Below are 19,169 nucleotides of genomic sequence, written 5' to 3'. Positions count from 1 at the left end.
AGAAAACCAAGAAGATCAAAAAGATAAAAAAAGAGCCGGCACTTGCCGGCTCTTTTTATGGCCGCACCCTCGCTCAGGGGTGCTGGGTGATCAGGCTATGGTTATCCAGCATGTTCTGCAGGATGTCGTGGGACGTTGTCCCCGTCAGACCCCAGTTACCGAGATCCACATCCTTCAAGGTGATCTGCTGGGTTACCTGGCCATCCCCGGCCGGCGAGACCGAGAGATTCACATCGCTGAGGCCATTGCTGCCAGCCGTCACCGAGGCCGAGAGGTGGCCAAGCAGGCCATCGACACTGTTGCTGCTGACTCCGCTCAGCATGTCCGCCAGATCGATCCTGTCCCCCTCCTCCGGATGGAAGTCGGTGATGGTGTCGATGGCGGGCAGGCTGGCGCTCCCCTCATCCCCCTTCTGCCAGACGAAGAGATCACTGCCAGCCCCCCCGGTGAGGATATCATTGCCCTGTCCACCCAGCAGGCGATCATCGCCGGAGGCACCGAACAACCAGTCCCCCTGAGCCGAGCCCAGCAGCTCATGGCCACTCTGGGTATGGATGGTGATGGTGTCGAGCTGGGTGCCAAGGGTGGTGCCACCCGCAGTGGACTCGGCGCTGACTCCCAGCACCTGATCCCCCGCCGTCAGGCCGCTCAGGTAGAGCGGCACCGAGTGATCCCCGGGGATCAGCCAATCCCCCTGACCGTCGGCCTGACCGACCGTCTGGCCCTGTTCGTCCTGTACCTGGGCGCTGCCCAGGCCGCTGATGCGAATGGCGAGCTCGCCGTCCACCGGGTTTACCACGCTGGCGTTGAGGCCAAGGGGGATCACCGCCCCCTGCAGGGCGATGATCTCGTGGGCTCCCACGGTCAGGGTCGGCATATCCGGCTCGGCCGTCACCGTGATGGGGACCTGATCCGTGTCGCTCATGGCACCGCCAAGCCCGGTGTTGCCCTGATCCGAGGTGGTGATGGTGAGGTTGTCCTGGCCCCAGAAATCCGCCGCCGGCTCATAGTGCAGCTGGCTGTCGAGTAGCTGGTTGATGTCGCTCAAGGACCCCACCAGGAGGATTTCGTTGCTCCCCGCCCCCTGCACCGAGACGGCGCCAGCCGCTCCCAGCAGGGTCAGGATGCCATGCTCGACCCGCAGCGTCATGGAGATGGGGGCGCTGCCCGCATCCACATCCTTCACGCTGATGCCGGAGAGGGAGAGAGCGCCATCCTCTTTGACCGACAGACTGGCCGGCACCTGGTTGACCGGGGCATCGTTGACCGCCTGCACCTCGATGGGCAAGACATCGGTATCGCTCAAGGGCCCGCCACTGCCGGTGTTGCCAAGATCATCGGTGACCATGGTAAGCCGATCCTGGCCATTGAAGTCTTGGATGCCTTGATAGGTCACACCACCACTGAGCAAGGCGTTAAGATCGGCCAGGGTGCCGGTCAGCACCAAAGAGCCGGTGCCATTGCCGACCACGGTCACCCCGCTGCCTGCCGGCAGGTTGAGGGTGCCGTGTTCGACCGAGAGGCGCACCTCGATAGGGCTGTTACCCGCATCCACATCCTTAACCTGCAGCCCCCGGATGACAAAGGGGGTATCCTCCTGCGCTACCTGGGGATCCGTCGGCAGCACATTGACCGGCGCATCGTTGACCGGACTGATATCCAGATGGATGTTGCCGCCCACCTCGGGGCCGAGGGCGCCGTTGTCCAGACTCTGGGCCGTCACCTTAAGATCCACAGCGCCGTTGGCGTCGTTGGTCACCAGCTCCACCGCATCGAGCTTGCCGCCATCCGTGGTGATCTGCCAGACGCCGCCCCCGAGATCCACCACAGTGCCGGCAACCCCGTTTGGCAGACGCACCTCTGCACCGCCCGGCACCCCTTCGAGGGTCACGCGTACCTGCTCCGACCCGTTTTCGTGCACATTGCCGGCACTGCCACCGGTGGCCTGGGTATCCCGGGTCTCCAGCCCCAGGTTCAGGGTGATCACGTCCCCTTCCGTGCCGCTCGCCTTGTCCTGAATATCGGCGACGATGGGATCCCCCACCGGGTTGACGGTGACGGTGAAGCTACCGCTGGTTTCAAGGGGCAGAGTGAGCCCCTGATCCAGGGTAAAGGCGCTCAGGGTGAGATCCACGCTGCCGCTGAAATCCGCCGGCGGGATCAGGGTCAGTTTGGCGAAATCCGTGCCTACCGGCACCTGCCAGACGCCGCCGCCATTGTTGACCGCGGGGGCCGAGAGGGTAAAGCCATCGGGTACCCCCTTGATCTGCAGCGCCACTATCTGCTCGGAGCCATCGTTGTCCACCAGGGCGGCATCGAAACCTGCGAGGCTGACGCTGCCATCCTCATCACCTGTCACGTCGTGCACGGTGAGCGCCGCCGGATCATTGACCGGCTTGACCTCGAAGTTCACCTGGCCACTCCAACTGCCGCGATCCGTGCCCGTGGTGGCGGTGTCGAGAATATCCACCGTCACCGCGAGCGGCACCTGACCGCTGAAGTGCTCTTTGGGTACAAACACCAGATCCTTGAGGCCGTTGGCATCCACCACCAGCGACTGGACGGAATTGCCGTTACCATCGAGGAAGTGGCCGTACCTGGCATCGACGGTCACCGTCACCCGCTCCACCGTCTCGAGACCTCCATCGGTCACCGAAGGGCTGATATCGGCGAGTTTCACCGAAAGATCGAGGTGGATCTCGGTGTCTTCCAGATTGTCCGGCTGGCCGCCGCCGTTCACATCCAGCTGCAGGCTCGGCATGCCATCACGACCACCGTTGACGTCCACCTCGGGGGTGATGGAGAGCGACACGTCCTTCTCCACCACCTTGGTGTCGCCACTCACCGTATCCGTGTTGACCAGCCGCACATTGAAATGCAGGCCATCACCGGCGTAGTCCTCTGGCAGGGTCATGGTCAGGCTGTCGAGATCGCTCAGGCCATTAGGTAATTTGATCAGATACTCGCCGTTGACAAAGTCAAAGGTGAGCCCCTGCACATTGACGCCGGCTGGCAAACCGGTGATGACGATGCTGAGCTCGTCATCGCCGTTGTCCGTGTCGCCCAGGGTCACCAGTTGCCTCAGCTGGGCGCCAAAATCGACGCTGTGGTCTTCGACACCCGTGATGGGTTTGGTGTTGTCAAAATCGATAGTCGCGGCCACCTGACTGCCGTTGCTCGCGACATGGAACTCGGCGCTGCTGTTGAGCTCCCGGTACACAGGCACACTGATATCCCCCTCGCCGTTGTCGCCAAGATCGAGCACCCTGGCGCTGACCTTGAAGGTGACGGTACCGGTAAAACCGTCCGGCGCGTGCAGCGCATAGCTGCCAAGAGCGCTGTTCGGCACTGTCCAGTTGCCCTTGCCATCGCTGATGCCCCCCACCACCACAAAGCCCGGCGGCAAGTCGCTGATGACCAGATAGTCGATGACCTCACTGCTGCCGGGATCGAGATCCTCGAAGGTGAACACGTCCTTGAGCGGGATATCATGCCCGTCCTGGCTATCCAGCTGGCCGGTTTGCACCAGCTGGCCATCGGGCTCCACCACAGCCCGAATATCCACGTGCAGGGTGCCATCGATCACCTTCTGAACCGTGGCACTGGAGTCCACATCATGCTGGGTGATGGTGACATGGCTCTGGATGCGGGTGTCCCTGTCGCTGTCTTCGGGGGCTTTGACCAACAGCTGGCCGCCATTGAGCAGGTTTTGCAGCTCGGCGTCGCTCAAGTCCACGGCGCCACCGTTCACGGTCAACTGGGTCTCGACCCCGCCCACCCGGATCCAGATTTCATAACCGGGTTCGATGCCGGAAAGGCTGAGTCGAGTGACATGCTCGGCGCTGTCGCTCAGGTCGGGATGCCAGTTCAGCACCACAAATTCATCTTCCAGGCCATGGCTGGTCTTGGCATAGTCGCCGGCATCGATCTCGGGCTCCACCTTGATGGTGAGCGGCACATCGAAGCGCTTGTGATCCCCGTCGTTTTCGGTCACTACCACGTGGCCGATAAGGTGAATATCGGCGGTGCTGTTGGCGGGCGGCTGGATCTGCAGATTGCCAAGGGATGACACATTCACCTGATAGAGGGGATTACCCTGGCCATCAAGCCCGGCGAAAGTCAGGGTCAGCTCCTTGCCGCTGCCGTCAAATACCTTGGCCCCGGCCGGCAAGCCTTCCAGCACCAGATTGAGGGTCTCCGAGGTGTCCAGCGGCGTGTCAACCTTCTCCCCTGACTCCAGCCGAAAGTCGAGCGGCGCCTGGCCATCTTCCTTGATGGTGATGGTGTAACCGTCGCCCTCCTGGGTCCAGTCCGTGGTATTGAGGTCAAAATGCGGTTTATCCACGACCCCGACCAGATCCACGTGCAGGCTCTGGCTGCCGGTCTCCTTCTCGTTGACCACAGTATGAATCTGGCCGTTGGCGTCGGTCAGGATGGCGGTGTCCTTCACCACCCCCTTGATGGTGAGATCGAAATCGACGTTGCTGTTTTTGGGCGGCTGCAGCTTGAGGTCATTGATGCGGTCATAGGGCACCTCGTAATAGCCGTTGGCATCCAGGGTGACCGCCACCCCGCCGAGCAGCAGGGTGGCACCGGCGGGCAGGCCGCTGATGCGCACGAACAGCTGCTCGGAGCCATCTGTGGTGTCTCCCAGATGGCCGAGCACTATCTTGCTGCCAAGGTTGAGCTGGGTGTCTTCCTTGCCCTGGATCTCGCGCACCGTCAGCTTGGCGTCATCGGCCAGCGGATTGACGTTGATCACCACCTCCAGCGGATCGCCGAGGGCCGTCTCCTTGCCGGTCACCACCGGGGTCTTCTCCGTGCTCACCGGGGTCACCACCAGCTTGATGTCACCGCTGTAGTCCTTGCCGGGCACCACGGTCACCTTGTTGATGTCGCCACCGGCCACCGTATAGAGGCCGTTGCTGCCCGGCTGGAGCACCTTGCCATTCAGGGTCAGGGTGCCCTGGCCGGAGGCCCACTCGATCTGGTAGCTCAGGGTCTCGGAGCCATCGATGTCGGTGAGGTTGGCATGCACGTTGAGGGCAACGCCACTGCCATCCTCATTGATGCTGTAGTGCTTGTCGCTACTGCCATCCCATACCGGCTTGTCGGCAATGCCCTGTACCGTGATGTCCAGATTGCCGTTTAGCACCGGAGGCTTGCTCCCCTCGGTGACACCTACCTGCAACTTGACCGGGAAACTCAACGGACTGCCTCCGTTGTTGTAGCTCGAGTAGTCGTGGTTTGGCACGAAGGTGACACCGGTGAGCTGGAACTTGTCATCGGTGTTGGCCACCGCCACCATGGCCGCGGGCGGCACCTGATACCAGGTCTTGCCACCCTGGGTGATGGTGGTCAGTGCGACGCCGTTGAAATAGAAGGTGCCCTGGGCATTGGCTGGCGCCTGGATAAGCAACTGCTCCACATGCTCACCCCGATCGAAATCCCCCACATCCAGATTCATGGTGATGGGGATACCCTGTCCCGGATCGCTCGCCCCAGCATCCTCCTGGCCGGTGACCGCGCTCACGGTGAGCTTGCCCGCCTCGTCCTTGATGGTCAGGGTCAATACCCCATCATCGGTGTCCCCATCCCCATCCACCAGATGGAACGCTATCTGCTGCACCAGGGTACTGTTGCTGTGATCGATGCCGGATTTCGCAGTGAAGCTGTAGTTACCCTCAGCCTTGATCACCAGGGTACCGATGATTTGCCCTGTACTGTCGGTAACCGCAATGGTGGTGTTACCGCTGGCGGCGATGGGGTGTTCGGTGCCATTGATGGTCACCGATCTCACCACCGCATCGTCCGCCCCCTCACTGGCGGGGGCCAGAAGATCGCCGGTCACTTTCGCACCTTCATACAGGGTCTTGCTCGCATCCACGGCCACGGGCACATCGTCCTGCACGCTCACATGGCCAATCACTTCGGCACTGAGGTCCCCGTCACTGTCCCGCGCCTGCAATGGCAGCTGGATATCCAGCAGATCCTTGCCCTGGACACTGTGATCCAGATTGCCGGTGAGCTCGAAGGTGTAGCGGCCGGACACATCCAGGGTCAGCTTGAAGATGAGCTTGCCTGCGCTGTCCTTGCCAAGGTAGACACCCGGCTGGCTGTCTGCGCCCAGGGTGACCGCCTTGCCTCCCGACGTGAGGGTATTGAGGGCGTTGAAGCGGGCCACATCCAGTTGCAGGGAGGCCACTCTGTCACTCCCGACGGCGATCGTCACCTGGCCGATGGCAACCTCTCCCGTGCCTGACGGGCTGGTACCCCCATGCTGGCCACTCCCTCCGTTGAGATCCGACTCCTTGACGGTCACCCCCTCAATGGCGCTAATGACGGGATCAGCGGCATCGGTGATCACGGCGGTGGTGCTGCCGGTGATCACCGAGCCATCGCTGTCGGTGACCTGTACCGGCAGGGTCAGATTGAGAGTGTCGCTCGCCTTGTGATCCAGGTTGGTATGGACCGTCACCTGATAAGCCAGGGTAGCCTCGGTATGGGCTTCGATGCGCCCCGGCACGCTCGGCAGGGTCACGCTCAGCACCAGGGTGCCGTCTGATGTGACCGCCTGGAAGGCGTGGCCGTTGCTGCCCGGCACTTCCTGCCAGGTGAGGGTCTCCCCGTTGTGGGTGACGGGATTGCCATCGGCATCCAGCACCTGGCCGGAGAGAGTCAGGCGCACATCCGTCACCGGATCGGAATCCGCCTTGATGGTGATCTTGCCAGTATCCTGCTGATCATCCGCGCTCGAGTTGACGCCATCAAAGCGTCCTTCTTCCAGAGTCACGCCGGTAAGGGTCAAGGTCGGCTTGTCCCCTTCCGAAATGCTGACATTGAGGGTGCCCGTGGTGCTGTCGTTGTTGCCAGATCCCTTGTCGCTGTCGACGACGTTGACCTTGAACGGCAGCTCGGTGGCATTGCCAGCGCTCTGATGTACCCCTTCGAACAGGGTCACCTTGTAGTCAAAACCGTTGCTGGCGGCGTTGTCGAGCTTGCCGGCAAGTTCCACCTGCAGCACCTCGATTCGCTGACCAGCCACCTCCACATAACCCTTGAGGAGCTGGCTGCCCGGGATGGCAGGATCCCCATCCACCAGTTCGTATTTCACCGGTTGACCCAGGGCGGTCAACGCCGGTTGTTCGGAAGGATCGGCAAACGACACCTCGCTCACTCGATCCGAACCGGCGCTGATCTGGAACTGGCCCGTGCCGGTGAGAGGATTGTGACCATCGAGGTTGCCCTCATCCAGACTCACGCCTGGACCCGCGACAAAGGCGGGGGCACCACCATCCTTGATGACCAGTGGCAACTGGGTAGAGACCCTGTCGCCATCTTTATCCGTGAGCGTCACCGCCAGCGGCAAGTCAAGAGACTCGCTCCCCTGATGATCCAGCTCGCCGCTCAGGGTGACTTTACTGGTGACGCTCCAGTTGCCATTGCTCTCCACCAGATCGAGCTCGGCCCGCAATACCTCGCGACCGTCCGCACTGGTGCCCACCAGATCGCCGTTGGCATCCAGGGTGAAGGTGACTGGACTGCCGTGGCTGCTGTACTTGCTATCCAGGCTGCTTTGAATGGCCGCGATATCGAACTTGAGACTATCGCGCGCCAAGGCATCAGAACCGTGGCTCACGGTAAAGCTCATGGTGCTGACGGCGGCGGCCTCCCCTTGCGCCATCTCTGTGATGGCGGTGCCGGTCACGGCGCTGATCACCGGATTGGCCCCATCGCCGATGGCGACGCTCAAGCTGGAGGAGACGGTATCACCGTCGCTGTCGAGCAGGGTAAACGCGGCTTTAAGCAGGCTGTCTGCACTGCCCTGATCGAGTGGCTGATGGAGGGTGAAGTTATATTTGCCGTCGTTGCCGAGGGTGAGTGTGAACACCAGCTGGCCATCTGGCGTGCGCCCTTCGATCAGGTGGTCTGCCACCGTAACGGCGACGCTCTGCTTGCCGGAGGTCAACCCCTGCAGCCCGGGCTGGCTGGCATCGAAGGTGATGCTGCTGAGCGGATCGCTGCCCGCAGTGATATTGAGATCCCCCGAAAGGGTTTGGGTCGCGCTCCAGTCGCTGTCTTCCGTCAAAGTCAGGGAGACCGGATCGACCTGGGGCAAGGCGCCATCCGTAATATGGATATTGAGGGTGCCGAGGTTGCTCTTGTCCCCGTCAAAGTCACAGCCCTGCACCTGCAACCCCAGGTTGACGCTGTTGGTACCCACCGGCTGATCCAGCACACCATCGAGCCGGAGATGGTACTTGCCATCGAGATCCAGGGTAACGGTCAATATGGTCTTGCCCCCCGCATCCAGCAGGGTAATAACGCTGTCGCTCACCTGGTAACTGGTCGGCTTGCCGCCGCTGGTGAGGCCGTCGAGCCCGGGTTGGCTTGCCTCGAAGTTGAGGGAGACCAGGCGATCGCTGCCCACATTAACCGGCAGCTGACCATCCAGAGTCTGACCTGCCGACCCCTCTTGCAGCGTCACACCACTGTCGATGCCAAGACTCGGGTCGACACCATCGTTGACGGTCACTACCAGATCGGCGCGGGTCTCGTCCCCATCTATCTCTTTGGCCGACACGGTGAACCCCAATGAGATCGCATCGCTCCCCTGATGATCCAGCGGGCCGGTCAGGGAGACGGTCACAGTGCCATCGACATCGCTGCCGGACTGACTGGCGCTCAGCTCGGCCTTGAGCACCTCGACCCGCTTGCCATTGCCATCCAGGTAGTAGCCGGTCAGCAGGCGATCCCCGGAAAATTCAAAGGTGAGAGCATGGCCGTCGCTGCTCATGCCGCTGCCGTTGAGGCGCGTCAGGGTATCGCCCTGATTGGCGAAGATGACGGAGTCCGCCAGCAGGGGGTCGGCCTGGTGGCCAACCACAAAGTGGCTCTGCCCCACCACGGCCCCGGCGTCGGTAAAGGCATCCTCGGTCAGGGTGATGGATGGCAGGGTAAAATCGGGGGGCGTGCTGTCCACCAGATTGACATTAAGGGTGGCGCGAACCAGATCCCCGTCGCTGTCGCGATACTCGAGGTTGAAAGGCAGGCTCAGGTTGTCCTGGCCGTGATCCAGGCTCTGGTTCCAGACGATGCGATAGCTGCCGTCATTGGCCAACGTCAGGGTAAAGACGGTGACCCCGGCGGCACTGGCCGTGAGGGTCTGGCCGCTGGTCTGATAGCTCAGGGGTGAGCCATGGCTGCTGAGGCCCAGTCCATCAAGGGCGCTCTGATCGACGGCAAACCCGACCTGCAGGTTGCCATCCAGGCCGGCGCCGGTATGCAGGGAGCCGGTGGCGCTGACGGGCCCTTTGGCCAGTTCCGCCTCGGAAAGAGTCAGGGTATCGCTCTGCCCGATAAGGGGAGCACCATCTATCACCCGGTTTCCCGCCAGATCGGTCACCTCGGCGCGCACCTCATAGGATCCGGTAATGCCGGAGAGATCCAGGCCCGCGAGTTGCCAGCGCCCGTCACTGTCCACCAGGGCGCTGCCGCTCAAAAGCGTCTCGCCACTCTGGCCGATGAGGGTGATGGTGACGCTTTGACCGGCTTCCACTTCCGTGGTGGTTCCGCTCAGGGTGACACCGCCCTGACCCAGAATAAGCCCCGTGTCGAGATCGTCGATATCGATGCCGGCCCGGGTGTCGACGGTCACGGTCAGGGTATCGCTGGCCCGGTTGCCGGCGATGTCCACCGCATTGACCTCAAAGGCATGCTCGCCATCGGCCAGAGTATTGGGGATCTGGTACTGCCAGTTGCCCGCCGCATCTACTGTCAGCACGGTGAGTACATTGCCGCCAAGAGAGAGAGTCACGGTAGCGCCGGGCTCCCCCTTGCCTTGCAACAGTGGCGTATTGTCGCGAGTCAGATCGTCGGTCTGGCTGGCGCCCGTGTCACTCTCGTCCGCCAGATCCAGGGTAATGGTGGTGATGGTATCGAGCAGAGTCTGGCCGAGATCGCTGGCACGGTTGCCCGATACATCCTGGGTGTCCGCCTGTATGGTGAGCGGGCCATCCACCAACTTGCCGGTCAGATCGCCAAAGTTGGCCTCCCAAACCAACCCGGGCAGTACAACCGTGGTCACCGTCAGCGAGTTACCCGCCTGATCAGTCAGGGTCACGGTCACCGGCTGGCCAACCTCTACGTCGTCCACCGTACCGCGGATAATGACCCCGGTCGCTTCGGCGCCGTTGATGATGTTGTCGTCGGTCTGGGGTTCTGTGATGGTGATGGCCGCGAAGAAATCGCGCGCCTCGGAAAAAAGCAGCTCATCGGTCGCAATACGGGCCCCATGACCCGTATCGAATCCGGCCTCGGCCAGGGTGGCATCATTGGTGCGATCGACGATCACGAAGCCACCCTGGCTGGAGCCAGCAACCCCGCCGGCATTGCCAGCCCCTGCGGCGGCATTGCCCGCAGCCGTCTCCTGAAACTGTTGCGTCGGGTCTATCCCCTGACGAATGGCCTCTTGCAACGAGGCGAGATCCGGATCCAGCGGCTGCTCGTTGCCGTTGACTGCGGCGGCGTCGGCACTGGCCTGTGGCACTTCGGGGTCGGCCATCTCGACCTGCGCCCCTTGCGCCGTTTGCAGGCGATCACCGGGAACCAGCGCCATCCCGGCCTTGGCTGGTGTGACAGAACCATCTGCACTGATGACAAACGCGGGGCCCTCGACTCGAGCGATCACCGTGGATTTTTCAATTTGCAACTCTGCCATACCACCTCCGGCAAGAATGGAATCAAGCACACGGGTGTTAACAGGGTGCTCATCTGGTGAGCGATCATAAAGCAATCGCCATCACGCTTCTTTTCACTATTTTCGACATAAACCCCTAAAAAATGGCCGTTACTTACTATGTTGTGCATATGAGGGACCTTGAACTACCACACAAGCCTCAAATGGCACATTTAGCGTGCCATTACTGACTGAACTATTCATTGCCATGCGATCATATTTGTCGTCAGAGAGGCCAGATTCCAGGCGTCCAATGCTTGAAGATAGTGCTGTTTCAACCCGTCTCCACCATGGCCAATTTGGGTCTCATCCACCTAAAAATGAATAAATAAACCACAAGCGGAGATTGGCAATCCAGCCTGGCAAGAGTGTCAAAGCCACATTAGAGTCGTGTGACTCAGAAAACGAGTGCCCCTGATCGGCCCCTGGGCCTTCACCACCAGCGCTGGTAAACGCCTGACATGCCATGGAGTTTCCAGCAAAAATTTAACCGAGATCTCATTTCGACCGATTGCCTCCCGCGACGATTGATCTAGCGCAAACCCACTCCCGATAAATCATCATTGCCTATACCTATTTGGTAATGTATTCGGCGAGCAATCGCATAAAAAATCGGTTTATTCACCGTCAACAAGAGATTGGTCTGCCCACTCCCGCGCCCTGCGGGTGTTGATGTCCACGCAACAAGATGGAACGGGTCAGACCGCACCAAGACATTTATCTGGGAGTGATGATCGTGGGTTCACATAACAAACAAACCAGGCTGGGGCTCGCCGCCCTGCTACTGACCGGTCTGCTTGGCAGCAGCTGGGCTCAGGCCGAAGAGAGCACCAAGGGCAAGATAGAGGCACGCAACGAACTGTTTGCCAAGGATCACGCCGATCAGTTCAGCAGCTGGAAAGCCACCAGCGACAGCAAGGAGCGCAGCGACGCCCTGGCCGAGGATCCCAACATGGTGGTGCTCTGGGCCGGCTACGCCTTTGCCAAGGATTACAACAAGCCCCGCGGTCACTTCTATGCCCTGACCGACGTGCGCGAGACCCTGCGCACCGGCGCCCCGAAAACCGCCGAGGATGGCCCCCTGCCCATGGCTTGCTGGAGCTGCAAGAGCCCGGACGTGGCCCGGGTGATCGACGAGCAAGGCGAGGATGGTTACTTCAAGGGGATGTGGGCCAAGGGCGGCCCGGAGATCGTCAACACCATCGGCTGCGCCGACTGCCATGACACCGCCTCGAAAGAGTTCAAGGAGGGCAAGCCTGCCCTGCACCTCTCCCGCCCCTATGCTGATAGGGCCATGACCGCCATCGGCAAGCCGTTCAAGGAGCAGGGTCGCTTCGATCAGCAATCCCAGGTGTGCGGTCAGTGCCACGTGGAGTACTACTTCACCGGCCCCACCAAGGCGGTGAAATTCCCCTGGGATGATGGTACCTCGGTCGAGCAGATGGAGGCCTACTACGATGAACTGGGCTTCTCCGACTGGACCCACGCCGTCTCCAAGACCCCCATGCTCAAAGCCCAGCACCCCGAGTACGAAACCTGGCGCGCCGGCATTCACGGCCAGAACAATGTGGCCTGCGTCGACTGCCACATGCCCAAGGTGCAGAACGAGCAGGGCAAGGTCTACACGGATCACAAGATTGGCAACCCGTTTGATCGCTTCGAGCAGACCTGCCGCAACTGCCACACCCAGAGCAAGGAGATGCTGCAAGGCATCGTCAAGCAGCGCAAAGACGCCGTTGTCGAGACCAAGCTGAAAGTCGAAAAGCAGCTGGTGCGCGCCCATTTTGAAGCCAAGGCCGCCTGGGATGCCGGCGCGACCGACGCCGAGATGAAAGATATCCTGCAAGACATCCGTCACGCCCAGTGGCGCTGGGACTATGCCATCGCCTCCCACGGGGTACAGATGCATGCCCCGGAAGTGGCCCTCAAGGTCCTGGGCAGTGCCCTCGACAAGGCCGCCGACGCCCGCACCAAGCTGGCACGCCTGCTGGCCGCCAAGGGGATCAGCCAGGAGATCGCCATTCCTGACATCTCCACCAAGGAGAAGGCCCAGGCCGCCCTTGGCATGGACATGAAGCAGTTCAACAGCGACAAGGCCCAGTTCCTCAAGACCACTGTTCCCGCCTGGGATGCCGAGGCCAAAGCGGCCGGCCGGCTGGCACAGTAACCGATGCCTGCGGGCCCGCCGGTCGGGCCCGCAGCAGGATGGAGGCTTCATATGGGTGATTTGACGATGGATTTCTTACGACTGATGCTGATGGCGGCCATGCTGCTGACCAGCGTACAGGGCCAGGCCGCCGAGCAGACAACCGCTCCCGCCGCCGTGCCCCCCACCCACGAGGTGGAATTCTTGCGCAGCGCCGACAAGGCCTGTACCGACTGCCACAAGGATCAGGACGACGTCATGCACGGCAAGCATGGCAAGGCGACCAATCCCAACAACCTCAAACCGGTGACCTGCACCAACTGTCACGGCCAGCCCTCGCCCAAACACAGGGAAGGGGTCAAGGATGTGATGCGCTTTAGCAACAGCTTTAGCGACAAGAAGAGCACCGAGGCGTATCCCATCGTGGAGCAGAACAGCGTCTGCATGAGCTGCCACGAACCCAAGCCCCTGCGCGAGGCGCTCTGGGCCCACGACGTGCACGCCACCAAGCTCACCTGCACCAGCTGCCACGCCCTGCACCCGGCCAAGGAGCCCATGGTGGGGATCCCGGAAAAATCCCGCATCAAGCTCTGCGTCGACTGCCACAGCAAACAGCATGAGGCGGCCAAGGCCAAGGTCGAGGCAAACCAGGTCAAAGTGGCCCCGGGCAAGGAGGCATCATGAGCTGCTCTCGCCGTCAATTCATGGCGGGGATGAGCGCCGGGGCCCTCATCATGATGACGGGGCCGACCCGCTCGCTCGCCAGCTCCCTCGCCCACACCCAGACCATCGACGGGGTGCGCTACGGCATGCTGCATGACGAGCAGGCCTGCATCGGCTGCACCGCCTGCATGGACGCCTGCCGGGAAGTGAACCAGGTGCCGGAGGGGGTCTCGCGCCTCGAGATCATCCGCTCCGGCCCCGTTGGAGAGTATCCCGACGCCGAGTACCACTTCTTTCGCAAGTCCTGCCAGCACTGCGACAACGCTCCTTGCGTCCACGTCTGCCCGACTGGCGCCTCCCATATCCGTATGGAAGATGGCATCGTCGATGTGAACCCGGATCTGTGCGTCGGCTGCATGTATTGCCTGGCCGCCTGCCCCTATCAGGTGCGCTTCATCAACCCGGTCACCCGGGTCGCCGACAAGTGCGACTTTTGCCGCAAGACCAACCTGGCCCGGGGCAAGGAGCCGGCCTGCGTGGAATCCTGCCCCACCAAGGCGCTGGTGTTTGGCAACCTGGATGATCCCGACAGTCCGCTCTCCCAACGGCTGGTGAAGGAGACCACCTATCGCTACAAGCAGGCGCTCGGCACCTCGCCCAAGATGTACCGCGTGCCCAAAGGGGAGATAAAATCATGACGATGCAAGAGGCATTTCACTTCCCTTCTCTCGTTTGGAACTGGCCGATCGCCATCTACCTGTTCCTGCTCGGCATCTCCGCCGGGGCCGCCACCCTGGCGGTGCTGCTGCGCCGCAAGGGGGCTGGCAGCGAGAGCGGCATCATCAAGGCGACCGCCATCCTGGCACCCGCGAGCGTGATCCTGGGCTTGTTGATCCTCATCTTCCACCTGGCCCGTCCCTGGACCTTCTGGAAGCTGATGTTCCACTACCAGTTCGACTCAGTGATGTCGATGGGGGTCATGCTGTTCCAGCTCTATATGGCAGTGCTGTTCGCCTGGCTGGCGGTGGTGTTCAGAAGCGAGATCGAGGGGCTGCGCGTCCGGTGGTTTCAGGATAAGTTCGCCTTTGTGGATAATCTCATCGCCTGGCTCGCCCGCATCGAGCGGCTGCTGGCCCCCGTCCTGCTGCTGCTGGCGGTGCTGCTCGGGGCCTATACCGGCTTCCTGCTCTCGGCGCTCAAGACCTATCCGCTGCTGAACAACCCGGTATTGCCGGTGCTGTTTCTGGTCTCGGGCATCAGCTCGGGCATCGCCTCTACCATCTTGCTGGCGGTGACCCTGTTCAAGGAAAACCACCACAGCCAGGGGGTCAGCTTCGTGCACCGCTTCGAGCGTCCCATGCTGGCGGTAGAGATCCTGCTGCTGGTCTGCTTCTTTACCGGCCTCTACTTCGGTGGCGGCCAAAAAGAGGTGGCCATGTGGGCCGCCATCGGCAGCGGTTTCTGGGCCCAGGTGTTCTGGGTGGGGGTGGTGGGTATCGGCATGGTGTTGCCCCAGCTGATCGCCTTCCTGACCCCGGCTCCCCTGCGAGAGAAGAGCGGCCATCTGGTGCTGGTGTGCAGCCTGACTCTGGTGGGGATCCTGCTGCTGCGCTACTTCGTGCTTTATGCCGGCCAGATGACAGTTGTTTAAAGGTATGATCACCAGCGCCAGCCGCCCTCGGGCGACTGGCGCTGGTTTGTTGTTGGCCCAATGGATTTCTGGTGATGCCACACCCGCTGCCTGCCGAGCCCCCCGCCAAACGGGAGACGACGCGGCGTGTGTGCCATGACATGAATGACATCGAAGAGTGAACCTGGAGGTTGTGTGCTGGCGGAGTTCGGCTATCTCTCACTGTTGCTGGCAACCCTGCTCTCCCTGATGCAGGGGTTACTGCCCTGGCTGGGCTTACGGCTCGCCTCCCCCCCCTTGCTCGACTGTGCCAGACCATTGGCACTGCTCAATGCCGCCCTGCTTGGCGCTTCCCTGGTGCTGCTCGGGATCTGCTTTGCCCAGAATGATTTCACCCTGACCTATGTGGCCCAGCACGCCAACAGCGCCCTGCCCCTGGGCTACAAGATAGCGGCGGTATGGGGCGGCCACGAGGGCTCCATGCTCTTCTTCGTCTTCGCGCTGGCCCTGTGGGGGGCGCTGGTAGCGCTGTGCTCCAGGCGGGTCGACCCGCTGATCCTGGTGCGGGTACTGGCCATTATGGGACTGATTGTGGGAGGCTTTGCCTTCTACACCCTGGTTTTCTCCAGCCCCTTCGATCGGATTTTCCCGGGACCGCAGGAGGGGCGCGACCTCAACCCCATGCTGCAGGATATCGGCCTGATCCTGCACCCGCCCCTGCTCTATCTGGGTTACGTCGGTTTTGCGGTCAATTTCGCTTTTGCCATGGCGGCGCTGCACTCGGGCAGGCTCGATGGCGCCGTGGCCCACTGGAGCCGCCCCTGGGCGCTCGGCTCCTGGGTGTTTCTCACCGCCGGTATCGTGCTCGGCTCCTGGTGGGCCTACTACGAGCTTGGCTGGGGCGGCTGGTGGTTCTGGGATCCGGTGGAAAACGCCTCCCTGCTCCCCTGGCTGCTCGGCACCGCCCTGCTGCACGCTCTTGTAGTGTGCGAGAAGCGCGGCGCCTACGGCCACGCCGTGCTGCTGCTCTCCATTTTCACCTTCTCCCTGAGTCTGCTCGGCACCTTCGTGGTGCGCTCCGGCGTGCTCACCTCGGTGCACGCCTTTGCGGTGGATCCGGATCGCGGCCTCACCCTTTTGCTGCTGCTCGGCCTGCTGCTCACCACAGCGTTGACCCTGTTTGCCCTGCGGGCCGACACCCGCGCCCCCTACGCCCGCTTCGGCTTACTGTCCAAAGAGGGGCTACTCGGCGCCGCCATCCTGCTGCTCTGCGTGGCCTGTGCCAGCGTACTGCTCGGCACCTTCTACCCCATGGTGTTCAAGTCCCTACATCTGGGCTCCCTCTCGGTGGGCGCCCCCTACTTCAACACCATCTTCGTGCCGCTGGCCCTGCTGCTGATGGCCTTGATGACCCAGCTGCCGCGCCTGCGCTGGCAAGGCTTGAGTACCGATACTCGCCTTACCCGCTGGCTGCCGCCGCTCTTCGGCCTGCTGGGCGGGGGGCTCTTGACCCTCGCCTATCGGGAGTTCGGCCCCTTGAGCTGGATGGGACTGGTCGCCAACGTGCTGAGCCTCTGGCTGATGGCCAGCCTGCTGATGCACTTCTCGTTCAGACAAGGACATGGAAGGGCCAGTCGGCTGGGTAGCCTGCTCGCCCACCTCGGGGTGGCGGTGTGCGCCCTCGGCATCGCTCAGGTGAGCCACTACAGCCAGGAGGGTGGCACTGTGCTTGAAGTAGGCAAGCCCTACCGGCTCGGTGCCTATGAGTTTCGCTATGAGGGGAGCGAGCCGCTGCTCGGCCCCAACTACACCGCCGAGCGCATCACCCTGAGCGTGCACAAGGGGGGCCAGGAGGTGGCCCGCCTGATGCCGGAGCGGCGCCACTACAGCGTGCGCACCATGAACATGAACGAGCCCGGCATCGCGTGGGGGCTGTTTGGCGATCTCTATGTGGTGCTTGGCGAGAAGATGGGGCCACACGCCTACGCCATGCGCCTGCACTACAAGCCGCTGGTACGCTGGATCTGGCTGGGGGGCATTATGATGATGGCGGGTGGCGCCCTGCGCCTGCTCGCTCGCCGTCCCCTGCTGGCCTCCCACCCGGCTGCGGCCACCTCGCCTCACCCCCGCCTCGAACAGGAGTCCCTATGAGATCCCGCCTGCGCCTCTTTCTGCCCCTGATCCTGACTCTGGGCCTCGGCGCCCTGCTCCTGCTCGGTCTTGGCAACAACCCCTACAGCCAGGATGAGGCGACGCTAGGGCGTACTCTGCCTGCGTGGCAAAGCGACAATCTGCTGGATGGGAGCCCGATCCAGACCGCCAGCCTGAAAGGGGAGCCCTTTGTGCTCAATGTCTGGGCCAGCTGGTGCCCCAACTGCCGCGCCGAGCATCCGTTGCTGGGTGAGCTGGCACGCGTGGTGCCCCTCTATGGCCTCAACTATCGGGACAAGGGGGACGCGGCCCGCGCCTGGCTGATGGAGGCGGGCGACCCCTATCGCGCCGTGCTGGCCGACCCGGACGGCAAACTTGCCCTGGAGCTCGGCGTCTATGGCACGCCGGAGACCTATCTTTTTGACGCCGACGGCACCCTGCTCACCCGCCACACGGGTCTGCTTACCCTGGAGATCTGGCAGCGCCAGTTTGTGCCCCTGCTCGACAAGGCCCGCGCCAACGCGCAAATAAAGGCTGCCACTACAGTGCCATCGACTTGGGAGACACAATCATGACGTGCCGTCCTCTTGCCGCTGCCCTGCTGCTCCTCGGCATGTGCCTGAGTGCGAGCTCGTTTGCCAGCGGAGTCGATACCTATGAGTTTCGCCACCCCGAACTGCAAGCCCGCGCCCAGGAACTCGCCCGCGCCCTGCGCTGCCCCCAGTGCCAAAACCAGAACCTGGTGGAGTCCAACTCCCCCATCGCGCGGGATCTGCGCCTCGAGGTCTACCGCTGGGTCGACGAGGGGCAGAGCGATGAAGAAGTGATCGCCCGCATGACCAGTCGATTTGGCGACTTCGTGCGCTACGATCCCCCCTTCAAGGCCAGCACCCTGCTGCTGTGGGGCGGTCCTGCCCTGCTGCTGGGGCTGGCGCTGCTGACCCTCGGCCGCCGCCTGAGGATCAAGGGGGCTCAAGCCATTGCCATTGAGGGCGACACAGGCCGCGCCGGTGTCGATCATCGCAGCGCGCTGAACCGCCGGATCATGGCCGAGCAGCAAGCCGGGCTCTCCCCCGACCTTCCCCTCTATCGGGAACTGACCGCAGCCAATCTGGCCAATGCCACCCCGGTCCCCGAGCAGGCGCTCAGGGCCCGGCTGGCCCTGGCCCCCAGAGCCCACCATGCCCGCTACGTCTGGCTGCTTGGCGCTCTGCTGCTGGCAGGGATCGCGAGCTTTTACGCCAGCACAGGCCGCTATCAGGCGTGGCAGGCGCATCAGTCACGCCCCGATCCCCTGGCGGGCCTGAGCCCCCGGGATCTGCAGGACAAGGAGCTGGGGGCCCTGCATCAGAAGCTGCAGACCAATCCCGCCGATCTCGACAGCTGGGCGGCGCTCGGCCAGCTCTATCTCTATCGGGATGAATACGACAATGCCTGGCTTGCCTACCAGCGTTTGGCACTGCTCGAAGGGGGGGCCAGCGCCGCCACCCTGGCCGCCCAGGCGACTGTGCGCTACTACCAGGCGGGCCAGCAGCTCACGCCCGAGGCCCGTCGCCTGCTCGATGCTGCGCTTAAGCTCGACAAGGGGGAAGTGAGTGCCCTGATGCTGCTCGCCTCCGATCACTTCCTGCACGCCCGCTACCGTGAAGCCATCGCCCTGTGGCAACAACTGCTGGATGAGGAGCGCCCCCGCATCAACCGCGCCGCCCTTATTCAGGCGATCCAGACCGCGAGGATGATGGGGGGATAGCTGCCAGGTTGGGGGAGCGACAGGAGATAAACCGCCATCCTCTGCAGCCACCTATCGTCCCCTCCCCTTTACGCTGGATACACACACGCCC

General features: G+C 62.5%; 8 protein-coding genes. 7 read left to right on the top strand and 1 reads right to left on the bottom strand.

The genetic code is table 11. The features are described from left to right. Positions 1-73: 73 nt before the first annotated feature. Positions 74-10,720, bottom strand: a complete 10,647-nt coding sequence (locus tag LA321_RS15200) for a retention module-containing protein (RefSeq protein WP_042071481.1) — start codon at positions 10,718-10,720, stop codon at positions 74-76. Between the two features lie 748 nt (positions 10,721-11,468). On the opposite strand from LA321_RS15200, the gene nrfA reads away from it, so the two are divergent. The 7 genes from nrfA (at position 11,469) to nrfF (ending at position 19,078) form a co-directional block, all read left to right on the top strand. Further along, complete coding sequence (gene nrfA, locus LA321_RS15195; protein WP_042028959.1) at positions 11,469-12,905, top strand: ammonia-forming nitrite reductase cytochrome c552 subunit; 1,437 nt, start codon at positions 11,469-11,471, stop codon at positions 12,903-12,905. 51 nt (positions 12,906-12,956) lie between these two features. Next, positions 12,957-13,568 carry a cytochrome c nitrite reductase pentaheme subunit gene (gene nrfB / locus LA321_RS15190; RefSeq protein WP_042071483.1) on the top strand — a complete coding sequence of 204 codons (612 nt, stop codon included), beginning with the start codon at positions 12,957-12,959 and terminating at the stop codon, positions 13,566-13,568. Next, entirely contained in the window at positions 13,565-14,245 is a 681-nt protein-coding gene (gene nrfC, locus LA321_RS15185) for a cytochrome c nitrite reductase Fe-S protein (RefSeq protein ID WP_042071485.1), read from the top strand. Before nrfB ends, nrfC begins: the two co-directional genes overlap by 4 nt. Next, the gene (gene nrfD / locus LA321_RS15180) at positions 14,242-15,198 is read left to right on the top strand and encodes a cytochrome c nitrite reductase subunit NrfD (protein WP_026456712.1); all 957 of its coding nucleotides are present in this window, start codon (positions 14,242-14,244) and stop codon (positions 15,196-15,198) included. The genes nrfC and nrfD overlap by 4 nt, the downstream gene beginning before the upstream one ends. Before the next feature lie 174 nt (positions 15,199-15,372). Further along, a complete protein-coding gene (nrfE, locus tag LA321_RS15175) occupies positions 15,373-17,328 on the top strand; it encodes a heme lyase NrfEFG subunit NrfE (RefSeq protein ID WP_042071488.1) in 1,956 nt (651 codons plus the stop codon). Next, a complete protein-coding gene (locus LA321_RS15170; RefSeq protein ID WP_042071491.1) occupies positions 17,325-17,903 on the top strand; it encodes a DsbE family thiol:disulfide interchange protein in 579 nt (192 codons plus the stop codon). Before nrfE ends, LA321_RS15170 begins: the two co-directional genes overlap by 4 nt. Beyond that, a complete protein-coding gene (gene nrfF / locus LA321_RS15165; protein ID WP_042071493.1) occupies positions 17,900-19,078 on the top strand; it encodes a heme lyase NrfEFG subunit NrfF in 1,179 nt (392 codons plus the stop codon). The genes LA321_RS15170 and nrfF overlap by 4 nt, the downstream gene beginning before the upstream one ends. The last annotated feature ends 91 nt before the right edge of the window (positions 19,079-19,169 follow it).

The sequence above is a fragment of the Aeromonas enteropelogenes genome (assembly GCF_020097295.1).
Classification (GTDB): domain Bacteria; phylum Pseudomonadota; class Gammaproteobacteria; order Enterobacterales; family Aeromonadaceae; genus Aeromonas; species Aeromonas enteropelogenes.
The sequence above is the reverse complement of the archived record's forward strand: the minus strand, read 5'-3'. Positions and strand labels throughout refer to the sequence as shown.

Excerpts from the sequence above, each read along its gene's own strand:
- LA321_RS15200 (WP_042071481.1), bottom strand. The coding sequence starts at position 10,720 with ATGGCAGAGTTGCAAATTGAAAAATCCACGGTGATCGCTCGAGTCGAG.
- nrfA (WP_042028959.1), top strand. The coding sequence starts at position 11,469 with ATGATCGTGGGTTCACATAACAAACAAACCAGGCTGGGGCTCGCCGCC.
- nrfB (WP_042071483.1), top strand. The coding sequence starts at position 12,957 with ATGGGTGATTTGACGATGGATTTCTTACGACTGATGCTGATGGCGGCC.
- nrfC (WP_042071485.1), top strand. The coding sequence starts at position 13,565 with ATGAGCTGCTCTCGCCGTCAATTCATGGCGGGGATGAGCGCCGGGGCC.
- nrfD (WP_026456712.1), top strand. The coding sequence starts at position 14,242 with ATGACGATGCAAGAGGCATTTCACTTCCCTTCTCTCGTTTGGAACTGG.
- LA321_RS15170 (WP_042071491.1), top strand. The coding sequence starts at position 17,325 with ATGAGATCCCGCCTGCGCCTCTTTCTGCCCCTGATCCTGACTCTGGGC.
- nrfF (WP_042071493.1), top strand. The coding sequence starts at position 17,900 with ATGACGTGCCGTCCTCTTGCCGCTGCCCTGCTGCTCCTCGGCATGTGC.